Source organism: Granulicatella elegans ATCC 700633, assembly GCF_000162475.2.
Lineage (GTDB): Bacteria > Bacillota > Bacilli > Lactobacillales > Aerococcaceae > Granulicatella > Granulicatella elegans.
On sequence record NZ_KI391971.1, the window covers coordinates 1,005,671 to 1,025,634 of the forward strand.

Genomic DNA, 19,964 nt, shown 5'->3' on the forward strand with positions numbered 1-19,964 from the left:
TACTTTGAATTTCAAAATAAATTTTGCGTAAAAAAAATTAATCTTCAAAACGTTTCATTTGTTCTTGAATCGTTTTAATTGAATCTCTCATTAATTCTTCAATAATTTCTTTACAAGTTTCTTCTTTTTGAATTAAACCAGCAATTTGTCCTGCCATCATCGATCCCATTTGAGTATCCCCTTCAACAACAATTCGTCTAAGAGCTCCTTTTCCAATAGCTTCTAATCGTTCAAAATCAGGATTTTCTTTACTTGTTTCTTCTTTTTCTGCTTGTAAATAAATTTTTGTTAATTTGTTTCTTAATACACGTACTGGATGTCCTGTAATTTGTCCAGTAATTACTGTATCAATATCTTTTGCTTTAATCACTGCTTGCTTAAAGTTATCATGGGCAGTAGATTCTTTTGCAACTAAAAATCTAGTTCCTAATTGAACAGCTTCAGCACCTAACATCAATGCAGCTGCCATTCCACGACCATCACCAATACCACCAGCTGCGATAACAGGGATATTTACAGCATCGACTACTTGAGGCAATAAAGCAATGGTAGTTGTTTTACCAATATGTCCTCCTGCTTCCATACCTTCAATGACAACAGCGTCAGCCCCAGCTTTTTCCATACGTTTTGCTAAAGCTACAGAAGCTACTACTGGGATGACAATAATACCAGCAGCTTTAAATTTATCCATATATTTTCCTGGATTTCCAGCACCAGTACAAACAACTTTTACACCCGCTTGGCAAACCACATCTACTACTTCATCTACGAAAGGGCTTAATAGCATGATATTAACTCCGAAAGGTTTATCCGTTAATTGCTTCATTTCATCAATAAATCCTTGTACAACTGGACCAGGAGCATGACCACAAGCAATAATTCCTAGCCCACCTGCATTGGATACCGCACTTGCTAAAGATGGATTCGCAACCCATGCCATTCCACCTTGAATAATAGGATACTGGATACCAAGTAATTGACTAATTTTTGATTCCATAAAACTCATCCTTTATTATTTTTCTGCTAATTGGTTATCAACGTATTTTACTAAATCTTCTACAGTTTCTAATCCATCTTCTGTATCGATTTTTACATCAAATTCATCTTCAATATCATTGATGATTTGGAATAAATCTAAGCTATCTGCTTCTAATTCATCTTTTAAGCTAGTTGATAATTGTACTTCTTCTTTTTCTTTTCCTAATTGTTCTGTAATAATTTCTTGAATTTTTTCGAATGTCATGTTTGTTTCCTCCAAATAGTTAAATTGTTATTATCATACTTCCCCAAGATAATCCGCCACCAAAGCCACTTAGTAGTAATTTTTGACCACTACCAATCGTAATCAATTGATTTCGAACTAATTCATCTAGAAGAATTGGAATACTTGCTGCTGAAGTATTTCCTACACTAGCTAGATTTGTTGGGAATTTTTCAATTGGTTGTTTTAATTTTTTTGCAACTTGTTCGATTAATCGAACATTTGCTTGATGAAGTACATATAAATCTACATCATCAGCACTCATTTGAGCTTTTTCTAGAGTTTCTGAAATATTTTTTGGAACTTTCCTCGAAACGAGTTCAAAAACTCCTCTACCATCCATTCTCATCGTGGAAATTGTATGTTGCTCCAATCTTTCTCCACAAACTAATGCTTCTCCTTTTTGGCCATCAGAACGCAAAGTTTCAACAAATAATGTTGTATCATCTGTTTTTTCTAATAAAACTGCGCCTGCTCCATCGCCGAATAAAATAGCGGTAGAACGATCTTTCCAATCTAAAACAGATAACATAGTTTCAGCACCAATCACAATACCATATTTTTGATTTCCGGCTGAAAGCATCTTTATAGCTGTGGATAAAGCAAATACAAATCCTGCACAAGCTGCACTTATATCAAATGCAAATGCATTAGTGGCGCCAATTGCTCCTTGAACTTTTGCTGCACAAGAAGGACTCATAGAATCAGGAGTCATTGTTGCTACGATGACAAATTCAATTTCTTCTGGATGTATTGCAGACTCTTCTAAAAGCTTTTGAGCAGCTTTTATCGCTAAATCACTTGTTGTTAACTCTCTAGCATAACGTCTTGATTGAATTCCAGTTCTTTTTCGAATCCATTCATCTGTAGTATCTAATTGAAGCTCCCAATCAGCATTTTTTATTTCATGAATTGGTAGGTAAGAACTTGTATGAATCACTTTTACAGTGGACATCAAATCTCTCCTTTTTGAACTTCAGCTTTGGCTTCATGTAAAAAGTTATATAAATTATGAAGACCTTTTACTAAAATAGCCATTTCTTCCTCGTTCATTCCTTCAATCGTACGTTTCACTAATTTTTCATGAAACTTACGATGTAATCGATACAAGAGACGTCCTTTACTTGTTAAACCTAATCTAACAATTCGTCGATCTTTTGTATCTTTTAAGCGTTCAACATATCCTTTTTTCACTAATGCATTAACTGCCACTGTTAGCGTCCCAACCGTTACATTTAATGTATTGGCAACTTCTGTTGTCGTGAGTTCACGGTACATGCCGATTGCTTCAATTGCATGCATTTCTTTAATCGATAAATCTTTGAATTGACTTTGTGCCAATGAAGATTCTTCAATATCAAGCATTTGGTTAAAGACGTCTACCAAATACTCATTAATTTTCTCTAGAGTTGTTTCCATTACTTTCTCCTAATTAGTTTGAATATCAAATCATTTGATATTCAAACTATACTAAATAATATTTTGAATGTCAAACATTTTTTGCAAAAAAAATTTCTCTTTCAATTCTATGAATTCAAAAGAGAAATTTTCATCATTATTCAATTGGTGTAACTATTAATCTTAATGCATGTAATAGCACTACTACTGTACTTCCTTCATGAAGAACGACTCCAAGTGTTAAATCACTCCACCCAAGGAAATTTAATAGCACTAATACAATCACAATGAATAAAGAAAAAATTAAATTTTGCTTTGTAACAGTCATCATTAATTTTGAAACTTTATGTAATGTTTTTAAAGAATCTAATTGACTATTCATTAATACAATATCACTTGATTCCATTGCAACATCAGTTCCTTTTCCCATCGCAATCCCAACTTCTGCATTCACTAACGCTGGTGCATCATTAATACCGTCTCCAACCATTGCAATTGTCGGATATTTCATAGACCACTCTTTTAAGGTATTTGCTTTTTCTTCTGGTAATACATTAGCTCTTACTTCATCCACTTCTAATTCGTTAGCAATTGCCTCAGCTGTTTGAATAGAATCTCCCGTTAAAAGCATCGTTTGAATATTTTCTTCTTTGAAATAATCAATCACTTGTTTAGCCTCTTCTTTCGGAGTATCTAAAAGGGCTACTGCTCCAACTACTAAATGATCCTCACTTAAAACTACAACTGTTTTTCCTTCATTCATCCACTGCTCAACAATTGCTGTATATTTTCCTAATGTAGCAAAACTAGAAGGTTTTCCAATACGATATGTGTGATTTCTGTAAGTTGCTTCTAATCCAATTCCTACTTTTGGTGTAACAGATAATGAGTAAGTACGATAAGCTAATCCAGATTCTACGATTGCAAAGGCTAATGGATGATTTACTTTTTTCTCCATCGATACAAGAATGGAATATAATTCAAATTCACGATCTTTATCCATCACTTTTGCCACAACTTTAGGTGTACCATTTGTTAGTGTACCAGTTTTATCAAAAGCAATCGCTTCAACTTCAGACATTTTTTCTAAAGAAGCTCCAGATTTAATAAAGATTCCTTTTCTAGATAAAGTTGAAATAGCAGCTACTGTTACGGGTGTAGCACTAGCGGCTAGTGCACATGGAGAAACAGCAATTAAATAAACCATTCCACGATAAAAAGCTGTTAAGAAATCCCAGTTTAAAAATAGAATTCCGATTACTAACACAACTGGGAATGAAGCCAATACAATTGTGACATAGACTGGTTCCCATTTCTTTAAGAAACTACCTGTACGAGTTAATGATTGACCAGCTTCTTGTACTAAAGTAATAATCTTTCCAAGTACACTGTCTTGTTGTTTTTTAGTAACCTTAACGAGCAATGTTTGGGTTAAATTTAAAGTTCCAGCAAACACTTCACTTCCTACTTCTTTTTCAACTGGAATTGATTCTCCAGTTACAGAAGCTTGATTAATAGAGGACATTCCTTCAATAATTATTCCATCTGCTGAAATTTGACTTCCATTCAATACTTGGATAATATCTCCAATTTCTAAAGAAGAAGCATCTACTTCTTCAAAGTGTCCATGATTCATTTTTTTCAACGCTAATTTTGGTTGTAATTGTAATAATTGAGTCATATCTTTACGACTTTTCTTTTCGACATATTCTTCAAGTGAATGAGCAATCGTAAAAATAACAATTAGCATTGCTGCTTCTTCAAATTTCCCAATAAAAATCGCACCAAGTGCAGCAAGTGTCATGAGTAAATGAACATTTGGACGGAACTTTTTAAAATGCTTTGTTTCCTCAATAGTATCCATAATTCCTTCAGTAATGACTTCTTTCCCAATACAAGCAATTGTTAAAAGGAATAAGGCATTTGCTATCCAAGCTACACTACTTTCTAAAAACAATGCTAATACAAACATACCAATCGCAAGAACCCAACGCTGCCAAGAAATTTCATGATGATGGTGACCAGAACAATGACCACAATGATCATGAGAATGATGGTGAGAATCATGATTGTGACTATGATATCCACTGTGTTCATGAGAATGATGATGTGATTCATGATCGTGACTATGATGTTCACTGTGTTCATGAGAATGATGATGTGATTCATGATCGTGACTATGATGTCTACTGTGTTCATGAGAATGATGATGTGAATCATGATTGTAACTATGATGTCCACTATGTTCATGAGAATGATGATGTGATTCATGATCGTGACTATGATGTCCACTGTGTTCATGAGAATGTTCTTCATGATGATGTATTTCTTCATTTGTTCTTTGATTCAATAATTGATTCCATTTTAGTTTAAAAACTTCCATAAATTCTTCTAAAACTTTAAATCGATGTTTCATACTCCACAACCTTTCTTACTGAATCTATTATACATGAACCTTCATATTTCAACAAAAAAAAATTGACTTTTTCTAGTAGTAGTTTAGCCATGAGATTCGCATAGCGAAGCTGCTGACGTCCTTTACTACTTAAAAAAGTCAATTTCAAGAAATTTTCATAAAATATTAATCTAACAAAGCACTCAAATCAATGGAATCTAATGTCATTTCCGTTGAAGTTTGAGCCATAATCGATTCATAATCAAAATAATCATTAATCGTTAATTGGTTCAACTGATAAATTTGTTCAAATAAATTATCAGGTTTACTCTTCTTCCATCGATACGTCACAAAATAACTTGCAATATCATAACTGGAAATTGATTCATATCCTTGTGTAATAAACTCAATCGTTTTATATCCTAACCAAGGACGAAATTGTTCTAAAAATTCTTCTTGTTTATCCATCATGACTAAGAGTTTTTACTATTCTCCATCAACAACAGGAACATTATTTTCTCCAGCTGTTGGAACAACATGATGAATCGCACGACGTTCAAATGTTAAATAAACACCATCACAGTCAATTTCAACTGTTTGATCTACTGTATCAATATAATGGACTACTCCATGTAAGCCCCCAATGGTAACAACATGATCCCCAGCTTTCAAAGCATTCATTTGCTCTTGTAATTTTTTAGTACGCTCACGATTTTTACGACCAAAGAACCACCAAGCTCCTCCTAGTGCAACAATATAAAGTAACATTAATGCTAATTGACTCATTTACAACACTCCTTCATTTAATGTATTACTACTGTATCAAATTTTTCCTAAGAATACTAGAAATTACGAGCATTTTCTTTATTAAATCCATATTCTTCGAAAAATGCTTCTCTAAATTCTAGTAAATTATCATCCATAATAGCTTGACGTACTTGTTTCATTAAGTTTAATAAGAAGTATAAATTATGATAACTTGTTAAACGTAAGCCAAACGTTTCATCTGCTTTAAATAAATGACGAATATACGCACGAGAATAATTACGACATGTGTAGCAATTACATTTTTCATCAATTGGACGGAAATCACGTTCATATTTCGCATTTTTAACAACAAGACGACCTGCACTTGTCATACAAGTCCCATTTCTTGCAATACGTGTTGGAAGTACACAGTCAAACATATCGACTCCACGGATCACTCCGTCAATTAATGAGTCAGGAGAACCTACTCCCATTAAGTAACGTGGTTTATGAGACGGAATCAGTGGCGTTACATAGTCTAGTACTTCATTCATTTCTTGTTTTGTTTCCCCTACAGATAATCCACCAATAGAATACCCTGGGAAATCAAGAGAAATCATATCTTTAGCATGATCCATTCGTAAATCTTTGTATCCTGCCCCTTGTAAAATTCCAAATAAGGCTTGAGTTTCTGGAGATTTATGAGCTTTTAATCCACGTTCTGCCCATCTTGTTGTACGAGCAATAGAGTTTTTCACATAATCATGAGTATGATGGAAATCTGGACACTCGTCAAAACTCATAATAATATCTGCCCCTAATTTATTTTGAACGTCAATTGAAATCTCTGGAGATAAAAATAATTTTGATCCATTTAAATGATTTCTAAAATGTACGCCCTCTTCTTCAATTCTTCTCATATCACTTAAAGAGAATACTTGGAAACCTCCTGAATCTGTTAAGATTCCTTTTTTCCAATTCATAAAATTATGTAATTTTCCTGCTTCATCTACAATATCCGCACCTGGACGTAACCATAAGTGATAAGTGTTACTTAAAATAATATTTGCTCCCATTTCATCTAATTCTTCTGGAGACATTGATTTTACAGTTGCAAGTGTTCCTACAGGCATAAACATTGGAGTTGGAAAAGTTCCATGTGGTGTAATAATTTCTCCAAGACGAGCACCTGTATGTTTTTCTGTTTTAATTAAGCGATAAGTTACAGCTGATTGTGTCATTTCTACATTCCTTCCTTTATACATTCAACTATATAACTGTATCTCACTATGTTCTATTTGTCCAATATTTTATAAGATTTTAAGTAAATAAACAAAAAAACTTCAAAAGTTAGATTCTATTTCTAACTTTTGAAGTTGAATTTCTCTATTAATAGATTATGCAGTTTGAATCGCACGATAACTATAGGATGGTTCTTTTAGTTTTTCATCAAACACGACATCTAAATCGTGTCCTTGGAAAAACCATTCATCACCTGTTTCAACAAAATAAATAATCCCATTTTTTTCCACACTAACAAATGGATTATTTGGTGTATCAACTTCTACGGCTAAAGAAAAGCCTTCATGAATCGGACTACATCCATAAACTTTTCCTAAAAAACGAACACCACGTTCTTTAGAAACTCCCATTTCTTCTTCAAACCATGCTTGTGATTTTTCATCAATTGTTAATTTCATATGCTCCATCCTTTGACTCATCTTTTCTTACTTCAAGTTTACCACAGTTTTAAAAATCTTGCTTTTACTTTGCTTGTAAAATCGGATTAGCCATAAAAGATGTACATCCATATTTAGATAAAGCTGTAAATCCATTGGCTTCATAAAATGCGATTGTTTTTAATTCACTATCCGTTGTTAAAATAATTTGATAAACTTCATTAAAATACTTCAGTGTTTGACGAAGCAATTGTGTTCCAATTCCCTGTCTTTGATACTCAGGAAGTACAATAATATCTTGAATATAGAGAATAGAATAACCATCTCCTACTGCTCTTAAAAATCCAATTAACTTCCCATTTTCATCTCTTGCTGAAATTAGAAACAAACTATGTTCTAATGCATTTTTTAACATCGTAGGATTTGTCGTATAATTCGTCCATCCTACTGCTTCATATAATGGAAATATTTCTTCAAAAGAAACTGCATCTTTTTTCTTATACCCAATCATCCCAATTACTCCTCCTCTAATACAATAGATTCAATCCATTCCCAAGCCTTTTCTACTCCTTCTCCTGTTTCAGAAGAGAAAGTCAAAAATAATTCTTCCGGTGGTTTACCAAAAGCTTTTCGAATTTGACTCACATGTTTATTCCATTTACCACGAGGGATTTTGTCACACTTCGTCATAATAATTCGATAAGGGATTTCATAATACTCCAAAAACTCACGCATTTGAACATCTTCCGTACTTGGTTCATGACGGAAATCAACAAGTATTAAAACTAGCTCAAGATTTTCACGAGTTGTAATGTACTCTTCAATCATTTTCCCCCATTTTTCGCGTTCTTTTTTTGAGACTTTTGCGTATCCATAACCAGGAACATCGACAAAGTAAAACAAATCATTAATATGATAAAAGTTTAATGTCTGAGTTTTCCCTGGTTTACTAGAGGTTCTAGCTAAACTTTTTCGTTGAATTAAACGATTAATAAAAGAAGATTTCCCAACATTTGAACGACCAGATAAAGCAATTTCAACTTTTTGATCCGTTGGATATTGATTGGGACCAACTGCACTAATCGTAAATTCAGCATTTGTCACTTTCATCTTTATGCTCCTTCCTCTGTTGTTTGAGGATTAATTTTAACAAAGAATAGTAATCCTCCTCCAATTAAGAATAGAACAATTAAAGAAAAGACTCCATCTAGCGAGTTACCCGTCATTTGTGCTGTAATCCCTAATAATGTTGTTCCTAAAATGGATGAGAATTTTCCAAAAATATTATAAAATCCAAAAAATTCATTCGCACGATTTGCCGGAATAATTTGCCCAAAAATAGAACGACTAATGGATTGTACCCCACCTTGAGCTGTACCAATACAAATCGCTAATAATAAGAAATCTGTATAAGTTTTTAATCCAGTTGCTAAGATACAAATAATAATATAAGTAGCAATTCCTAAAAACACCGTATTCTTAGAACCAATTTTTTTAGCAAGATATCCATAAATAATACTAAATGGGAAAGCAACAATTTGTACGATTAGAAGAATAACAATTAAACTATTTCCATCTAGTCCCACATCACTACCAACAGCTGTCGCCATTTTAATAATTGTCCCAATTCCATCAATATAGAAGAAATAAGCAATTAAGAATAAGAATACTTGCTTATGTTCACGAATATGTTTAATCGTTTCAAATAGGCGAGCAAAACTATCATATACAGGATGTTTGTCATGTTCAATAAAGTTTTTCTGTTTAACATGTTTCCAAAATGGAATCGTAAATACAAACCACCATACAGCAGTAATTAAAAATCCAATTTTAACTATAATATCTCCAGCTAATGATGAAAATTGCATAATCATCATAAACAAAACAAATGGAATAACACTTCCAATGTACCCGTAACCATAACCTGCTGCTGAAATACGGTCCATACGATCATACGTTGTTACATCCATAATCGAACTATCATAAAAAATATTCGATGCAGAAAATCCAATGGCAGAAATCGTATATAAGATTAGTAAGTACATCCATTGATCGCTTCCAGCAAACATCATCCCTAATACAGAAAATACACCTACCATAGTAGAAACTGTAAACATTGGGTTACGATAGCCTCTATAATCCGCTAAGGCACCTAAAACAGGAGCCATAACTGAAACAACAAAAGTAGCAATCGAGTTTGCATATCCTAAATATGCTGTCGAATTTGCGGCAGTTACCCCCGCATTAGTTGTAACTGTTTTAAAGAAAATTGGAAAAATAGCTGTTGTAATCATTAGTGAATACACTGAATTAGCCCAATCTTGTAAAATCCATGAAAATTCTTCTTTTGTATAACGACTTGCAAAAAACTTACGAATTGCAGACATAAAATTCCCCCTAAAATTAAGCTTTCAATAATTTACCTTTTTTATTGTACAATTCTGGTTGTCCTTCATTTTCTACAACCTCTTTTGTCACAATTACTTTAGAAACTTCGTCTCTACTTGGAATTTCAAACATTAAATCCATCATAACAGATTCAATAATCGAACGTAATCCACGTGCACCAGTTTTACGTTCAATCGCTTTAGCTGCAATAGCATCTAATGCTTCCTGAGAAAATTCTAATTCAACTTCATCCATTAAGAAAAGTTTTTGATATTGTTTCACTAATGCATTTTTAGGTTCTGTTAAAATAGATACTAAATCTTTTTGTTCTAATTTTTCTAATGCTGCAATAATTGGTAATCGTCCAATAAATTCTGGAATTAATCCAAATTTTTGTAAATCTTCTGGAATAATCATTTGCATCAAACTTTCATGCTCGCTAAAGTTTTTATTTGAAGAACCAAATCCAATGACTTTCGCTCCTAGTCTCTCTTTAACAATTGTTTCAATGCCATCAAATGCTCCACCTACGATAAACAAAATATCTGTAGTATCGATTTGAATCAATTCTTGTTGTGGATGTTTACGTCCACCTTGAGGAGGAACAGATGCAATCGTTCCTTCTAAAATTTTTAATAAAGCTTGTTGAACACCTTCACCACTTACATCACGAGTAATCGATACATTTTCACTTTTACGTGCGATTTTATCAATTTCATCAATATAAATGATTCCTTTTTGTGCACGTTCAACATCATAATCTGTTGCTTGAAGAAGTTTAAGTAAAATATTTTCCACATCTTCCCCAACATATCCTGCTTCAGTTAATGTTGTCGCATCCGCAATTGCAAATGGTACATTTAATAGGCGTGCTAATGATTGAGCTAAGTAAGTTTTCCCTGAACCGGTTGGTCCAATTAAACAAATATTACTTTTTTGTAATTCCACTCCATCATCTTCTACTAAATGATTAATTCGTTTATAGTGATTATAAACAGCAACTGCTAGTGCTTTTTTAGCATTTTCTTGACCAATTACATAATCATTTAAAATTTCACGAATTTCTTGTGGTTTTGGAACTGTAATTTCTCCTTCAAAAAACTGTGTTAATAATTCTTCATCAATAATTTCCTTACATAAATCTACACATTCATTACAAATAAACACATCTGGTCCAGCGATGATTTTTTTCACTTGATCTTGTGACTTCCCACAAAATGAACAACAGACATGTTTTGGTTCATCTTTATACAACTAAGAACCCTCCATTTCATTTTTGACACTATATATAGTAGATTAGCATATCTGACTTATTTGAACAAGGAAAGTCCATTGTGTAATAAACTTTTTCCTATAAAAAAGAACAATCTTGTTTCCAAGATTGTTCTTAAATAGTTTACAAATTAAGCTTCTACTGCAGAATCAGTAATTAAAGCTAATGCTTTTTTCATTGAAATATCGTTTTTCAACATTTCAACTGAAACAGCTGCACGAACAGCTCCTTCTTCCATACCATATTGAGCAGCTAAATCTTTCACTTCTGCGTCAACATCAGCATCAGTAACTTCAATGTTTTCATCTTTAACAATTTGTTCTAATACTAAGTTAGTTTTAGTACGTACATCAGCATCTTTTTCCATCATTTTGTGTAAGTCTGCTTCTGTTGTACCTGTAATTTGGTAGTACATTTCTGGTGTAATACCGTTACGACGCATGTCGTTTAAATAGTGTTGCATTTGACGGTGTACTTCTTCGTGAACCATTTCTGCTGGTAATTCTACGATTTCAGCATTTTCAACTGCTTGACGTAATGCTAAGTCAGCTACAGCTTCATCAGCTGCTTCAGCTTTAGCTTCTTCTAATTCTTTACGGAATTTTTCTTTTAATTCTGCTAATGTTTCAACTGAATCATCAACATCTTTAGCAAATTCATCTGTTAATTCTGGTAATTCTTTTGTTTTAACTTCATGAACTGTTACTTTGAATACCGCATCTTGACCTTTTAAGTTTTCAGCATGGTATTCTTCAGGGAATGTAACTTTAACTTCAACGTTGTCGCCTTCTTTAGCGCCTACTAATTGATCTTCAAATCCAGGAATGAATGAACCTGAACCTAATTCTAATGAGTAGTTTTCACCTTTTCCACCTTCGAACGCTTCTTCACCTAAGAAACCTTCAAAGTCGATTACAACTGTATCTGCTAATTCAGCAGCACCTTCTTTAACAACTAACTCAGCTGCTTTAGCTTGTTCTTGTAATAAACGATCTTCTACATCTTGTTCAGAAACTGTACGATCTTGTTTTTCAACAGTTAATCCTTTGTATTCACCTAATTTAACTTCAGGTTTAACAATTACAGTTGCTTTGATCACCCATGGTTGACCTTTTTCCAATGATTCGATATCAATTTTTGGTTGAGTTACTGGGAAAATACCAGTTTCTTCTACTGCATTGTCATATGCATCAGGTAATAAGAAGTTTAATGCATCTTGATATAATGCTTCTTCACCATACATTTTGTTGAAGACTTGACGACTTACTTTACCTTTACGGAAACCAGGAACGTTTAAGTTCTTTTTCACACGGTTAAAAGCAACTTCTAAACCTTGTTTAATTGATTCTTCTGAAATTTCAAATGTTAACACAACTTCATTTGTGTTGATTTTTTCAAATTTTGCTGTCATAGCTTTCCTCCAAAAAATTCTTACTTCATCAAATTTAATTGATGAGCGTTTTACATACTCATTTATTTTACAACACCTTTGTAAAATTGTAAAATATTTCTGATAATTTTTTTGAATTATTCTTTAAAATTTTCATTTAGAAATCAAATTGTAATCTAGTTGTTGCGAATCTTAACAATAATTTTAGCTTTTACACTAAAATCAATGGTATAATAGGTAAAGATTAGGGGTGATATTATGATTCAATACCCAAAGGGACAGCAGAGAGTCTCCTCTCCTCAAACTTCTACTGTTTCATATGGTAGTCGTGGAATGTTCTTAGAAACTTTATTGAATCAAACAAACGATTATTATCGATTAAGAAAAATAGCTGTTATTCATAAAAAGCCCACTCCAGTACAAGTCGTTAAAGTGGATTATCCTAAGCGAAGTGCTGCTGTTATTAAAGAAGCTTATTATCGTCACGCTTCTACTACTGATTATAACGGTGTTTATCGTGGGTGCTATATTGATTTCGAAGCTAAAGAAACGAAAAATAAAACTTCGTTTCCATTTATAAATATTCATGAACATCAATTACAACATATGGAAGATTGTATCTATCAAGGTGGAGTTGTTTTTGTTATCTTTTATTTTTCTAGTTTAAATGAGTATTATTTACTTGAAAGTCAGTATCTAATTTCATATATAAGAGAAAACAAAGATGGAAAAAAATCTATTCCATTAACTTATATACGTGAAAACGGAATGCAAATTCCTCTAACCGTACAATCCATTTTAGACTACATTCCCATTGTTGATCAATTGATTGATAAAATTTAGGAGGTTTTCTATGCCAGAAACACGCCAAACAAGACGTAGTCAAACAAATAAAAAGACTACAAAAGGAAAGAAGAAATCTATTTTAAAGAGAATCCTCATTACTTTATTTTCAATTTTTGTAATTGGATTTACTATTTTAACGGGATTATTCTTCTACTATGGTTTTACTGCACCTGAGATTACGGCTGCAGACTTACAAGGAGCAACTGAAACTCAAATTCTTGATATGAATCAAGAGTTGATTACAAAACTCGGTGGAGAAAATCGAGATTTAATTGAACCAGAAGAAGTTCCACAAGGATTAAAAGATGCCATTACTTCAATTGAAGATAAGCGTTACTATTCCCACTTAGGAATTGATCCAATTCGTATTGTTGGTTCATTTGTTCGTAACTTGCGTGCAGGACATATTACTCAGGGTGGTAGTACAATTACTCAACAATTGATTAAACTATCTGTTTTCTCTACTAAAAAAGAAGACCAAACTTACAAACGTAAAATTCAAGAAATATTATTAGCTTTACAAATTGAACGAGAATTTTCAAAAGAACAAATTTTAACATACTATTTAAACAAAGTTTATATGGCTAATAATACTTATGGATTTGGTACTGCTGCTAATTACTACTTTGGAAAAGAATTGAAAGAATTAACGATTCCGCAATTAGCACTACTCGCTGGAATGCCACAAGCTCCAAGTTCATATGATCCATATGCTCATCCAGAACAAGCTCAAGAACGTCGTGATATTGTATTACAATCTATGAAAGATAATGGCAAATTAACAGACGCTCAATTACAAGAAGCAAAAGCAACTCCGATAACTGAAGGCCTAATTGCCGAACATGAGCAAGTATCAACAGATGATAATCGTTTAATCTTTGACTCATTTTTAACAATGGTAGCCGATGAAGTAAAAGAAAAAACTGGCTTAGATGTTTATTCAGATGGATTAACGATTGAAACAACTGTAAATTCTCATGCTCAAAATCGTTTATATGAAATTTTAAACACTAATAGATATGTTCAATATGTAGATGATAAAGTTCAAAATGCTGTTGTTATGTTAGACTCTACTACTGGTGCGGTAAGAGCTATTAATGGTGGACGTAAACAAACTAATTTATTAGCATATAATCGTGCCATTCAAAATGACAGAAGTACGGGTTCAAGCATTAAACCAATTATGGATTACGGCCCTGCTATTGAATATTTAAATTATTCGACTGGTCAAACAATGGTTGATAAACCGACAAAATATTCTAGCGGTTTTGAATTAAACAACTGGGATAATCAATATATGGGAACAATGACAATGCGTAGAGCTTTAGTATTGTCTCGTAATACTCCTGCCTACCAAACATTTAAAGCAGTAGGTAACGATAATGTTCAAGCTTTCCTTAAAAAATTAGATTTATCAGTTATGAATGACGGAAAAGAATCATTAGTAGAAAGTAATGCAATTGGCGCAAACTTATCACCATTGAAAATGGCAGCAGCTTACACTGCTTTCGCTAACTATGGTACTTATTCGAAACCTTATACCGTTACAAAAATCACAACACGAGATGGTCAAGTTTTACAGTTTAAACCTGAACAACATCAAGCAATGAAAGACTCTACAGCATATATGATTACAAATATGCTAAAAGATACTTTCACTTATGGATTTGCAAATGATTTAAAAATGGGAAATCTTCCTCATGCTGCTAAAACAGGTTCATCCAACTATACACCTGAACAAAAACGTGCAATGGGAGCAAGTGAAACAGATAATATCATTCCTGATTCATGGTTCATTGGGTACTCCCCTGCCTACACAATTTCAATATGGACTGGCTATGACAATCCTTATACAGCAGGAAGTGGCTTAACATTAACAGAACAAGCTTATTCTAAATGGATTTATGGTCACTTAATGAATTATGCCATGAAGCAAACTCCTGTTAAAGATTGGGAACAACCTTCTAGTGTTGTATCTTCACCAATTATTGTTGGTTCAAACCCATTAGCATTAGCTGGACCAAATACTCCTTCTGATAGAGTAAGTACAGAATTATTTGTAAAAGGAGCTTTACCTACTGAACAATATGTTGAAGAAAAAATTGCTCCGCCTTCAGGATTAAACGTAAGTTATGATGCTACTAAAAAAGAAGTTACTGTAACTTGGAATGCAGTAAAATCTGATGGAGATAAACCAAGTTATACCATCAGTGTTGGTGGTCAAACACAAACAGTTGACAAGACAAGTGCAACCTTTAAAAATATTACAGGTGAATCTGTTCAAATTAGTTTATCTGTCTCTATTAAAGGTAAAACATCAGATCCAGTAACTCATGAATTAAAATTAGGTACTAAAGCCGAGGAAAAACAAGAAACAAGTACTACAACTATTCAACAAAATCCTCAGCAACAACAACCGCCACAACAAAATGGACAAACTACACAGTTACCGACAAGAAATGAAACAACAACTCAATCCGCTGGTCAAAATAACTAAACTCCTACCCCTTCTCTAATAGAGAAGGGGTTTATTTTTGCTTTTATGTATAAAAAAACACGCTAGATATCTAGCGTGTTTTTCATTATTTAGCATATTCTACAGCTCTTGTTTCACGAATAACTGTAACCTTAATATGTCCTGGATATTGTAATTCTTCTTCAATTTGTTTACGAATTTCACGTGCTAATAAAATTGAACTTGCATCATCAATTTTCTCTGGATGAACCATAACACGGATTTCACGACCCGCTTGAATGGCAAAGCTACGTTCCACACCTTCGTGTTCATTAGCAATAGCTTCTAATCGTTCTAAACGACGAATGTAGTTTTCCAAGGATTCACTACGTGCTCCTGGTCTTGCAGCTGATAAAGCATCTGCTGCAGCTACTAATATCGCAATTGTCGAGGTTGCTTCTACATCTCCATGGTGAGATGCAATTGCATTAACCACAATTTTGTTTTCTTTATATTTTTGAGCAATTTCCGCACCTATTTCTACGTGGGAACCTTCAATTTCATGATCTAATGCTTTTCCTAAATCATGTAATAAACCTGCTCTTTTCGCTAGATTTACATCTTCACCTAGCTCACCAGCCATAATTCCTGCCAGTTTGGCAACTTCAATACTATGATTTAAAACATTTTGTCCATAACTTGTACGGAAATATAAACGACCTAAAATTTTAATTAAATCTGGATGTAATGAATGAATGCCAACTTCAAACGTTGCTTGTTCCCCAATTGAACGAATTCTTTCATCCATTTCCTTACGAGATTTTTCAACCATTTCTTCAATTCTTGCAGGGTGAATACGTCCATCTGCAATTAATTTTTCTAAGGTCATTTTAGCAATTTCTCTACGAATTGGATCAAATCCACTAAGTACTACAGCTTCAGGTGTTTCATCAATAATTAAATCAATACCTGTTAATGATTCTAAAGTACGAATATTTCTTCCTTCACGTCCGATAATTCGACCTTTCATCTCATCATTTGGTAATGTCATAACTGTCACAGTATTTTCAGCAACTAAGTCAGCTGCTGAGCGTTGAATTGCTTGTAAAATAATACTTTTAGCAGCTCTATCTGACTCGTCTTTAGCACGTTGTTCAGATTCTTTTACCATTACTGCACGTTCGTGACTTAATTCCTCACGTGTTTCTTGCATAATAATTTGTTGAGCTTCTTCTCTACTAATGGTTGAAATTCGTTCCAATTCAGCTTTTTGTTCAGATAACACAGAGTCAATTTGTTCTTCTTTTTCCGTCATGACTTGTGCTCTCTCTTGAAGTTTATTCTCTTTATCTTCAATAGATTGTTCACGTTTTTCAAGAACTTCATCTTTACGATCAAGATTTTGTTCTCTTTGAATCATCCTTTTTTCTTGAAGTAAAACTTCATTTCTTCTTTCTTTTAACTCATTTTCAACTTCAGTACGATATTTATGATTTTCTTCTTTAGCTTCTAATAATACTTCCTTTTTTAATCGGTCAGCATCTTTTTTTGCATCTTCTAAAATCATTTCAGCCGATTCACGAGCAGCTACAACTTTTTTCTCATAATTGGATTTGAAAACAAAATATCCAGCAACAATTCCGATTACTAAAGTTAAGATCGCGAGGCCTCCAGTTAATAGTGCTGAGTTCATTGAGTCACCTCCGTCTCATTTTTAATTTTTCAAAATTAATTGCATAAACAATCGTTGGATAGAATAATCCAACTCAATAACCATTGTATTATTCTATCCAACTAAAGTCAACTATAAGTCTTTATTTATTCAATGAAGCAAGAAATTTTTTAGAAGATTCATTTAGTTCTTCAGACATTTGATGAACTTCTTCTAAAGATTTCACAACAGCACCAGACGCTAGAGGATGTCCTCCACCTCCATGGTTCGCTGCAATTTCATTTACGATTGGTCCTTTTGAACGTAAATTACAACGATATGTACCATCTGGTTGCTCTACGAATAGACACCAGCAATATACACCTTCAACTGTACTAGGTAATGAAATGACCCCATGCGTTTGATGTTCTTCTACTCCAAACTCTTTTAATTGTTCTTGGCTTAAAATCGTAATTGCTACTCCATTTTCAGAAATATCCATATTTTGGTAAATATAACCTGCTAAACGACTTACTGAAACAGGATTTGTAATCATATGATAAGCAATTTCTGAAATTTTCACTGGAAATTCTAATAATTTAGATACCATTTCAAAAGTCACAGTTGTTGTTGCTGGATATAAGAAACGTCCTGTATCCCCTACAATTCCTGCATATAATGCATTTGCAACTTCTTCGTTTACTTTCCAAGGGGAGTTTTCATTAAATACAAATTGACATAAAATTTCACTTGTACTACTTGCAGTTGTGTCTACATAAGAAATCTTTCCATAAACATCTCTATCAGGATGATGATCGATTTTAATCACCTCTGATGGATTTACCTCATATGGTGAATCAATACGAGGCGTATTCGCTGTATCGTTCACAATAATTAATGAAGCATCAAAAACTTCTTGAGAAATTGTATCCATTGTACCAATATATGCTAAGTCATCATTCATTTCTCCTAAAGCATATACTGTTTTATTTGGATAAGTTGCTTCAATAATTTTTTTCAATCCAATTTGAGAACCGATGGCATCTGGATCTGGCAACTCATGTCGTAAAATAACGATTGAGTCTGCTTTTTGAATTTCTTTATCAATAGCTAATAAGTATTCTTGTTTATTCATCTTTTATATTAATTCCTTTCCATTAACTGACTAGACATTACTGCTTTTGCTACGATTGTATTTTCTAAATACACTGAAATATCTAATTTTGTTATTTTTCTTCCATTATCTAATGACTGAATTTGTAAAATAATTTCACTATCAATTGGAATCATTTTTAAATAATGTAAATCTAATTGCTCAATAACGGCATTTCTTCTTTGACTACGAGAAATGAATTCTTTTGATGCTACACTGACAACTTCGCAAAGAACTCCGAAAGATAACATTCCTAAATTATTTGTCATTTGTGGAGTGACCATAAATTGGAATTTGGATTGTTGCGTATCCATCTCTAACACATTTAAACTTTCAGCAACATCATCTTCAAATGTATTTCCTACTTGTGGTTGACGTTGAGCTAATTGCATAGCTTTCATCACATCTTGTCTAGAAATAATCCCTAACAATTCCATATTATCTTGTACAACTGGTAACATTTCTAAGCCATTCCATATCATAGAATGAGCAACACTGGCTACACTAGCATGTAATTTAGTGACACTTGGATTTTTCGTCATCACTCTTTCAATAACGATATGATCACTTTTTCCAATGACATCTTTTGCAGTTACAACTCCCACAAGACGATTAGAATGATTAATAACAGGGAATCTAGAATTTTCAGTTTGTTGATTCAATTTTCTATAATCTTCCACTGTATCATCAATCATTAAATAATGAGTGTGAGAAAAATCGGTATAAATATCTGAAACAATCATGATTTTTTTCTTAATTAATTGATCAGTCATTGCACGGTTAATAAGAGATGCAACTGTAAATGTATCATAAGTTGTTCCAATAACTGGTATTGCTAATTCATCCGCTCTTCGAATTAATTCATCAGAAGCAGTAAATCCTCCTGTAATTAATACAGCTGCCCCCTGTTCTAAAGCTAATAATTGAGCCTCTTTACGATTTCCAATAATGACTAATGATTCTGGATGAATATAACGACTCATTGCATCTTCTGTCATCGCTCCGATAACAAAGCGGTTTAAAATTTTATCTAAACCTTTAGAGCCACCATAAACTTCCCCTTCAATAATTTTAACAATTTCACCGAAAGAAAGTTTCTCAAAATTATCTTTTGATTTTCGCTCTATTCGAATCGTCCCAACACGTTCTATTGTAGAAACAACTCCTAGATTTTCTGCAGCCTTTATAGCTCTATAAGCAGTTCCTTCACTTAATTGCATATTTTTAGCAATTGTACGAACAGAAATCTTTTCGCCAACTGGTAAAGATTCAATATATTCAATAATTCGTTGATGTTTGGTTGACATATTTTCCCCTCCAAATCAGCA

General features: G+C 33.0%; 19 protein-coding genes. 2 read left to right on the forward strand and 17 right to left on the reverse strand.

Features of this window, described 5'->3' with window-relative positions:
* Positions 1-37: 37 nt before the first annotated feature.
* The 14 genes from fabK to tig form a co-directional block, all read right to left on the reverse strand.
* On the reverse strand, positions 38-997 hold the full coding sequence (gene fabK / locus HMPREF0446_RS04780; protein WP_006702533.1) for an enoyl-[acyl-carrier-protein] reductase FabK: 960 nt from the start codon (positions 995-997) through the stop codon (positions 38-40).
* A 15-nt stretch (positions 998-1,012) separates the two neighbouring features.
* Positions 1,013-1,243: an acyl carrier protein gene (locus tag HMPREF0446_RS04785; RefSeq protein ID WP_006702532.1), complete on the reverse strand. Its 231-nt coding sequence runs from the start codon at positions 1,241-1,243 to the stop codon at positions 1,013-1,015.
* Between the two features lie 19 nt (positions 1,244-1,262).
* On the reverse strand, positions 1,263-2,216 hold the full coding sequence (locus HMPREF0446_RS04790; protein ID WP_006702531.1) for a beta-ketoacyl-ACP synthase III: 954 nt from the start codon (positions 2,214-2,216) through the stop codon (positions 1,263-1,265).
* On the reverse strand, positions 2,216-2,680 hold the full coding sequence (gene fabT / locus HMPREF0446_RS04795; protein ID WP_006702530.1) for a fatty acid biosynthesis transcriptional regulator FabT: 465 nt from the start codon (positions 2,678-2,680) through the stop codon (positions 2,216-2,218). The genes HMPREF0446_RS04790 and fabT overlap by 1 nt, the downstream gene beginning before the upstream one ends.
* A 136-nt stretch (positions 2,681-2,816) precedes the next feature.
* A complete protein-coding gene (locus HMPREF0446_RS04800) occupies positions 2,817-5,075 on the reverse strand; it encodes a heavy metal translocating P-type ATPase (RefSeq protein ID WP_020991372.1) in 2,259 nt (752 codons plus the stop codon).
* 165 nt (positions 5,076-5,240) lie between these two features.
* Entirely contained in the window at positions 5,241-5,525 is a 285-nt protein-coding gene (locus tag HMPREF0446_RS04805) for a post-transcriptional regulator (RefSeq protein ID WP_006702526.1), read from the reverse strand.
* Between the two features lie 15 nt (positions 5,526-5,540).
* Positions 5,541-5,840 (reverse strand): preprotein translocase subunit YajC, encoded by a 300-nt coding sequence (gene yajC, locus HMPREF0446_RS04810; RefSeq protein WP_006702525.1) that lies wholly within the window; start codon positions 5,838-5,840, stop codon positions 5,541-5,543.
* A 56-nt stretch (positions 5,841-5,896) separates the two neighbouring features.
* Positions 5,897-7,042 carry a tRNA guanosine(34) transglycosylase Tgt gene (tgt, locus tag HMPREF0446_RS04815; protein ID WP_006702524.1) on the reverse strand — a complete coding sequence of 382 codons (1,146 nt, stop codon included), beginning with the start codon at positions 7,040-7,042 and terminating at the stop codon, positions 5,897-5,899.
* A 156-nt stretch (positions 7,043-7,198) separates the two neighbouring features.
* On the reverse strand, positions 7,199-7,501 hold the full coding sequence (locus HMPREF0446_RS04820) for a HesB/YadR/YfhF family protein (protein WP_006702523.1): 303 nt from the start codon (positions 7,499-7,501) through the stop codon (positions 7,199-7,201).
* Positions 7,502-7,565: 64 nt separating this feature from the next.
* A complete protein-coding gene (locus tag HMPREF0446_RS04825; protein ID WP_006702522.1) occupies positions 7,566-7,991 on the reverse strand; it encodes a GNAT family N-acetyltransferase in 426 nt (141 codons plus the stop codon).
* 5 nt (positions 7,992-7,996) lie between these two features.
* Positions 7,997-8,590 (reverse strand): ribosome biogenesis GTP-binding protein YihA/YsxC, encoded by a 594-nt coding sequence (yihA, locus tag HMPREF0446_RS04830; protein WP_006702521.1) that lies wholly within the window; start codon positions 8,588-8,590, stop codon positions 7,997-7,999.
* A 2-nt stretch (positions 8,591-8,592) separates the two neighbouring features.
* On the reverse strand, positions 8,593-9,867 hold the full coding sequence (locus tag HMPREF0446_RS04835) for an MFS transporter (RefSeq protein WP_006702520.1): 1,275 nt from the start codon (positions 9,865-9,867) through the stop codon (positions 8,593-8,595).
* A gap of 16 nt (positions 9,868-9,883) precedes the next feature.
* Complete coding sequence (gene clpX / locus HMPREF0446_RS04840) at positions 9,884-11,122, reverse strand: ATP-dependent Clp protease ATP-binding subunit ClpX (RefSeq protein WP_006702519.1); 1,239 nt, start codon at positions 11,120-11,122, stop codon at positions 9,884-9,886.
* Positions 11,123-11,271: 149 nt separating this feature from the next.
* Positions 11,272-12,552 carry a trigger factor gene (gene tig, locus HMPREF0446_RS04845; RefSeq protein WP_006702518.1) on the reverse strand — a complete coding sequence of 427 codons (1,281 nt, stop codon included), beginning with the start codon at positions 12,550-12,552 and terminating at the stop codon, positions 11,272-11,274.
* 234 nt (positions 12,553-12,786) lie between these two features.
* Between tig and recU the strand changes: the two genes are divergently transcribed.
* Complete coding sequence (gene recU, locus HMPREF0446_RS04850; RefSeq protein ID WP_407635483.1) at positions 12,787-13,374, forward strand: Holliday junction resolvase RecU; 588 nt, start codon at positions 12,787-12,789, stop codon at positions 13,372-13,374.
* A 10-nt stretch (positions 13,375-13,384) separates the two neighbouring features.
* Positions 13,385-15,874, forward strand: coding sequence for a transglycosylase domain-containing protein (locus tag HMPREF0446_RS04855; protein WP_006702516.1), 2,490 nt, complete (start codon positions 13,385-13,387; stop codon positions 15,872-15,874).
* An 85-nt stretch (positions 15,875-15,959) separates the two neighbouring features.
* On the opposite strand, the gene rny is transcribed toward HMPREF0446_RS04855, so the two are convergent.
* From rny to HMPREF0446_RS04870, 3 genes are all read right to left on the reverse strand, one after another.
* Positions 15,960-17,525, reverse strand: coding sequence for a ribonuclease Y (gene rny / locus HMPREF0446_RS04860; protein WP_006702515.1), 1,566 nt, complete (start codon positions 17,523-17,525; stop codon positions 15,960-15,962).
* Positions 17,526-17,646: 121 nt separating this feature from the next.
* On the reverse strand, positions 17,647-18,618 hold the full coding sequence (locus HMPREF0446_RS04865; protein WP_006702514.1) for a DHH family phosphoesterase: 972 nt from the start codon (positions 18,616-18,618) through the stop codon (positions 17,647-17,649).
* 8 nt (positions 18,619-18,626) lie between these two features.
* Positions 18,627-19,943, reverse strand: a complete 1,317-nt coding sequence (locus tag HMPREF0446_RS04870; RefSeq protein ID WP_006702513.1) for a DRTGG domain-containing protein — start codon at positions 19,941-19,943, stop codon at positions 18,627-18,629.
* Positions 19,944-19,964 lie beyond the last annotated feature (21 nt).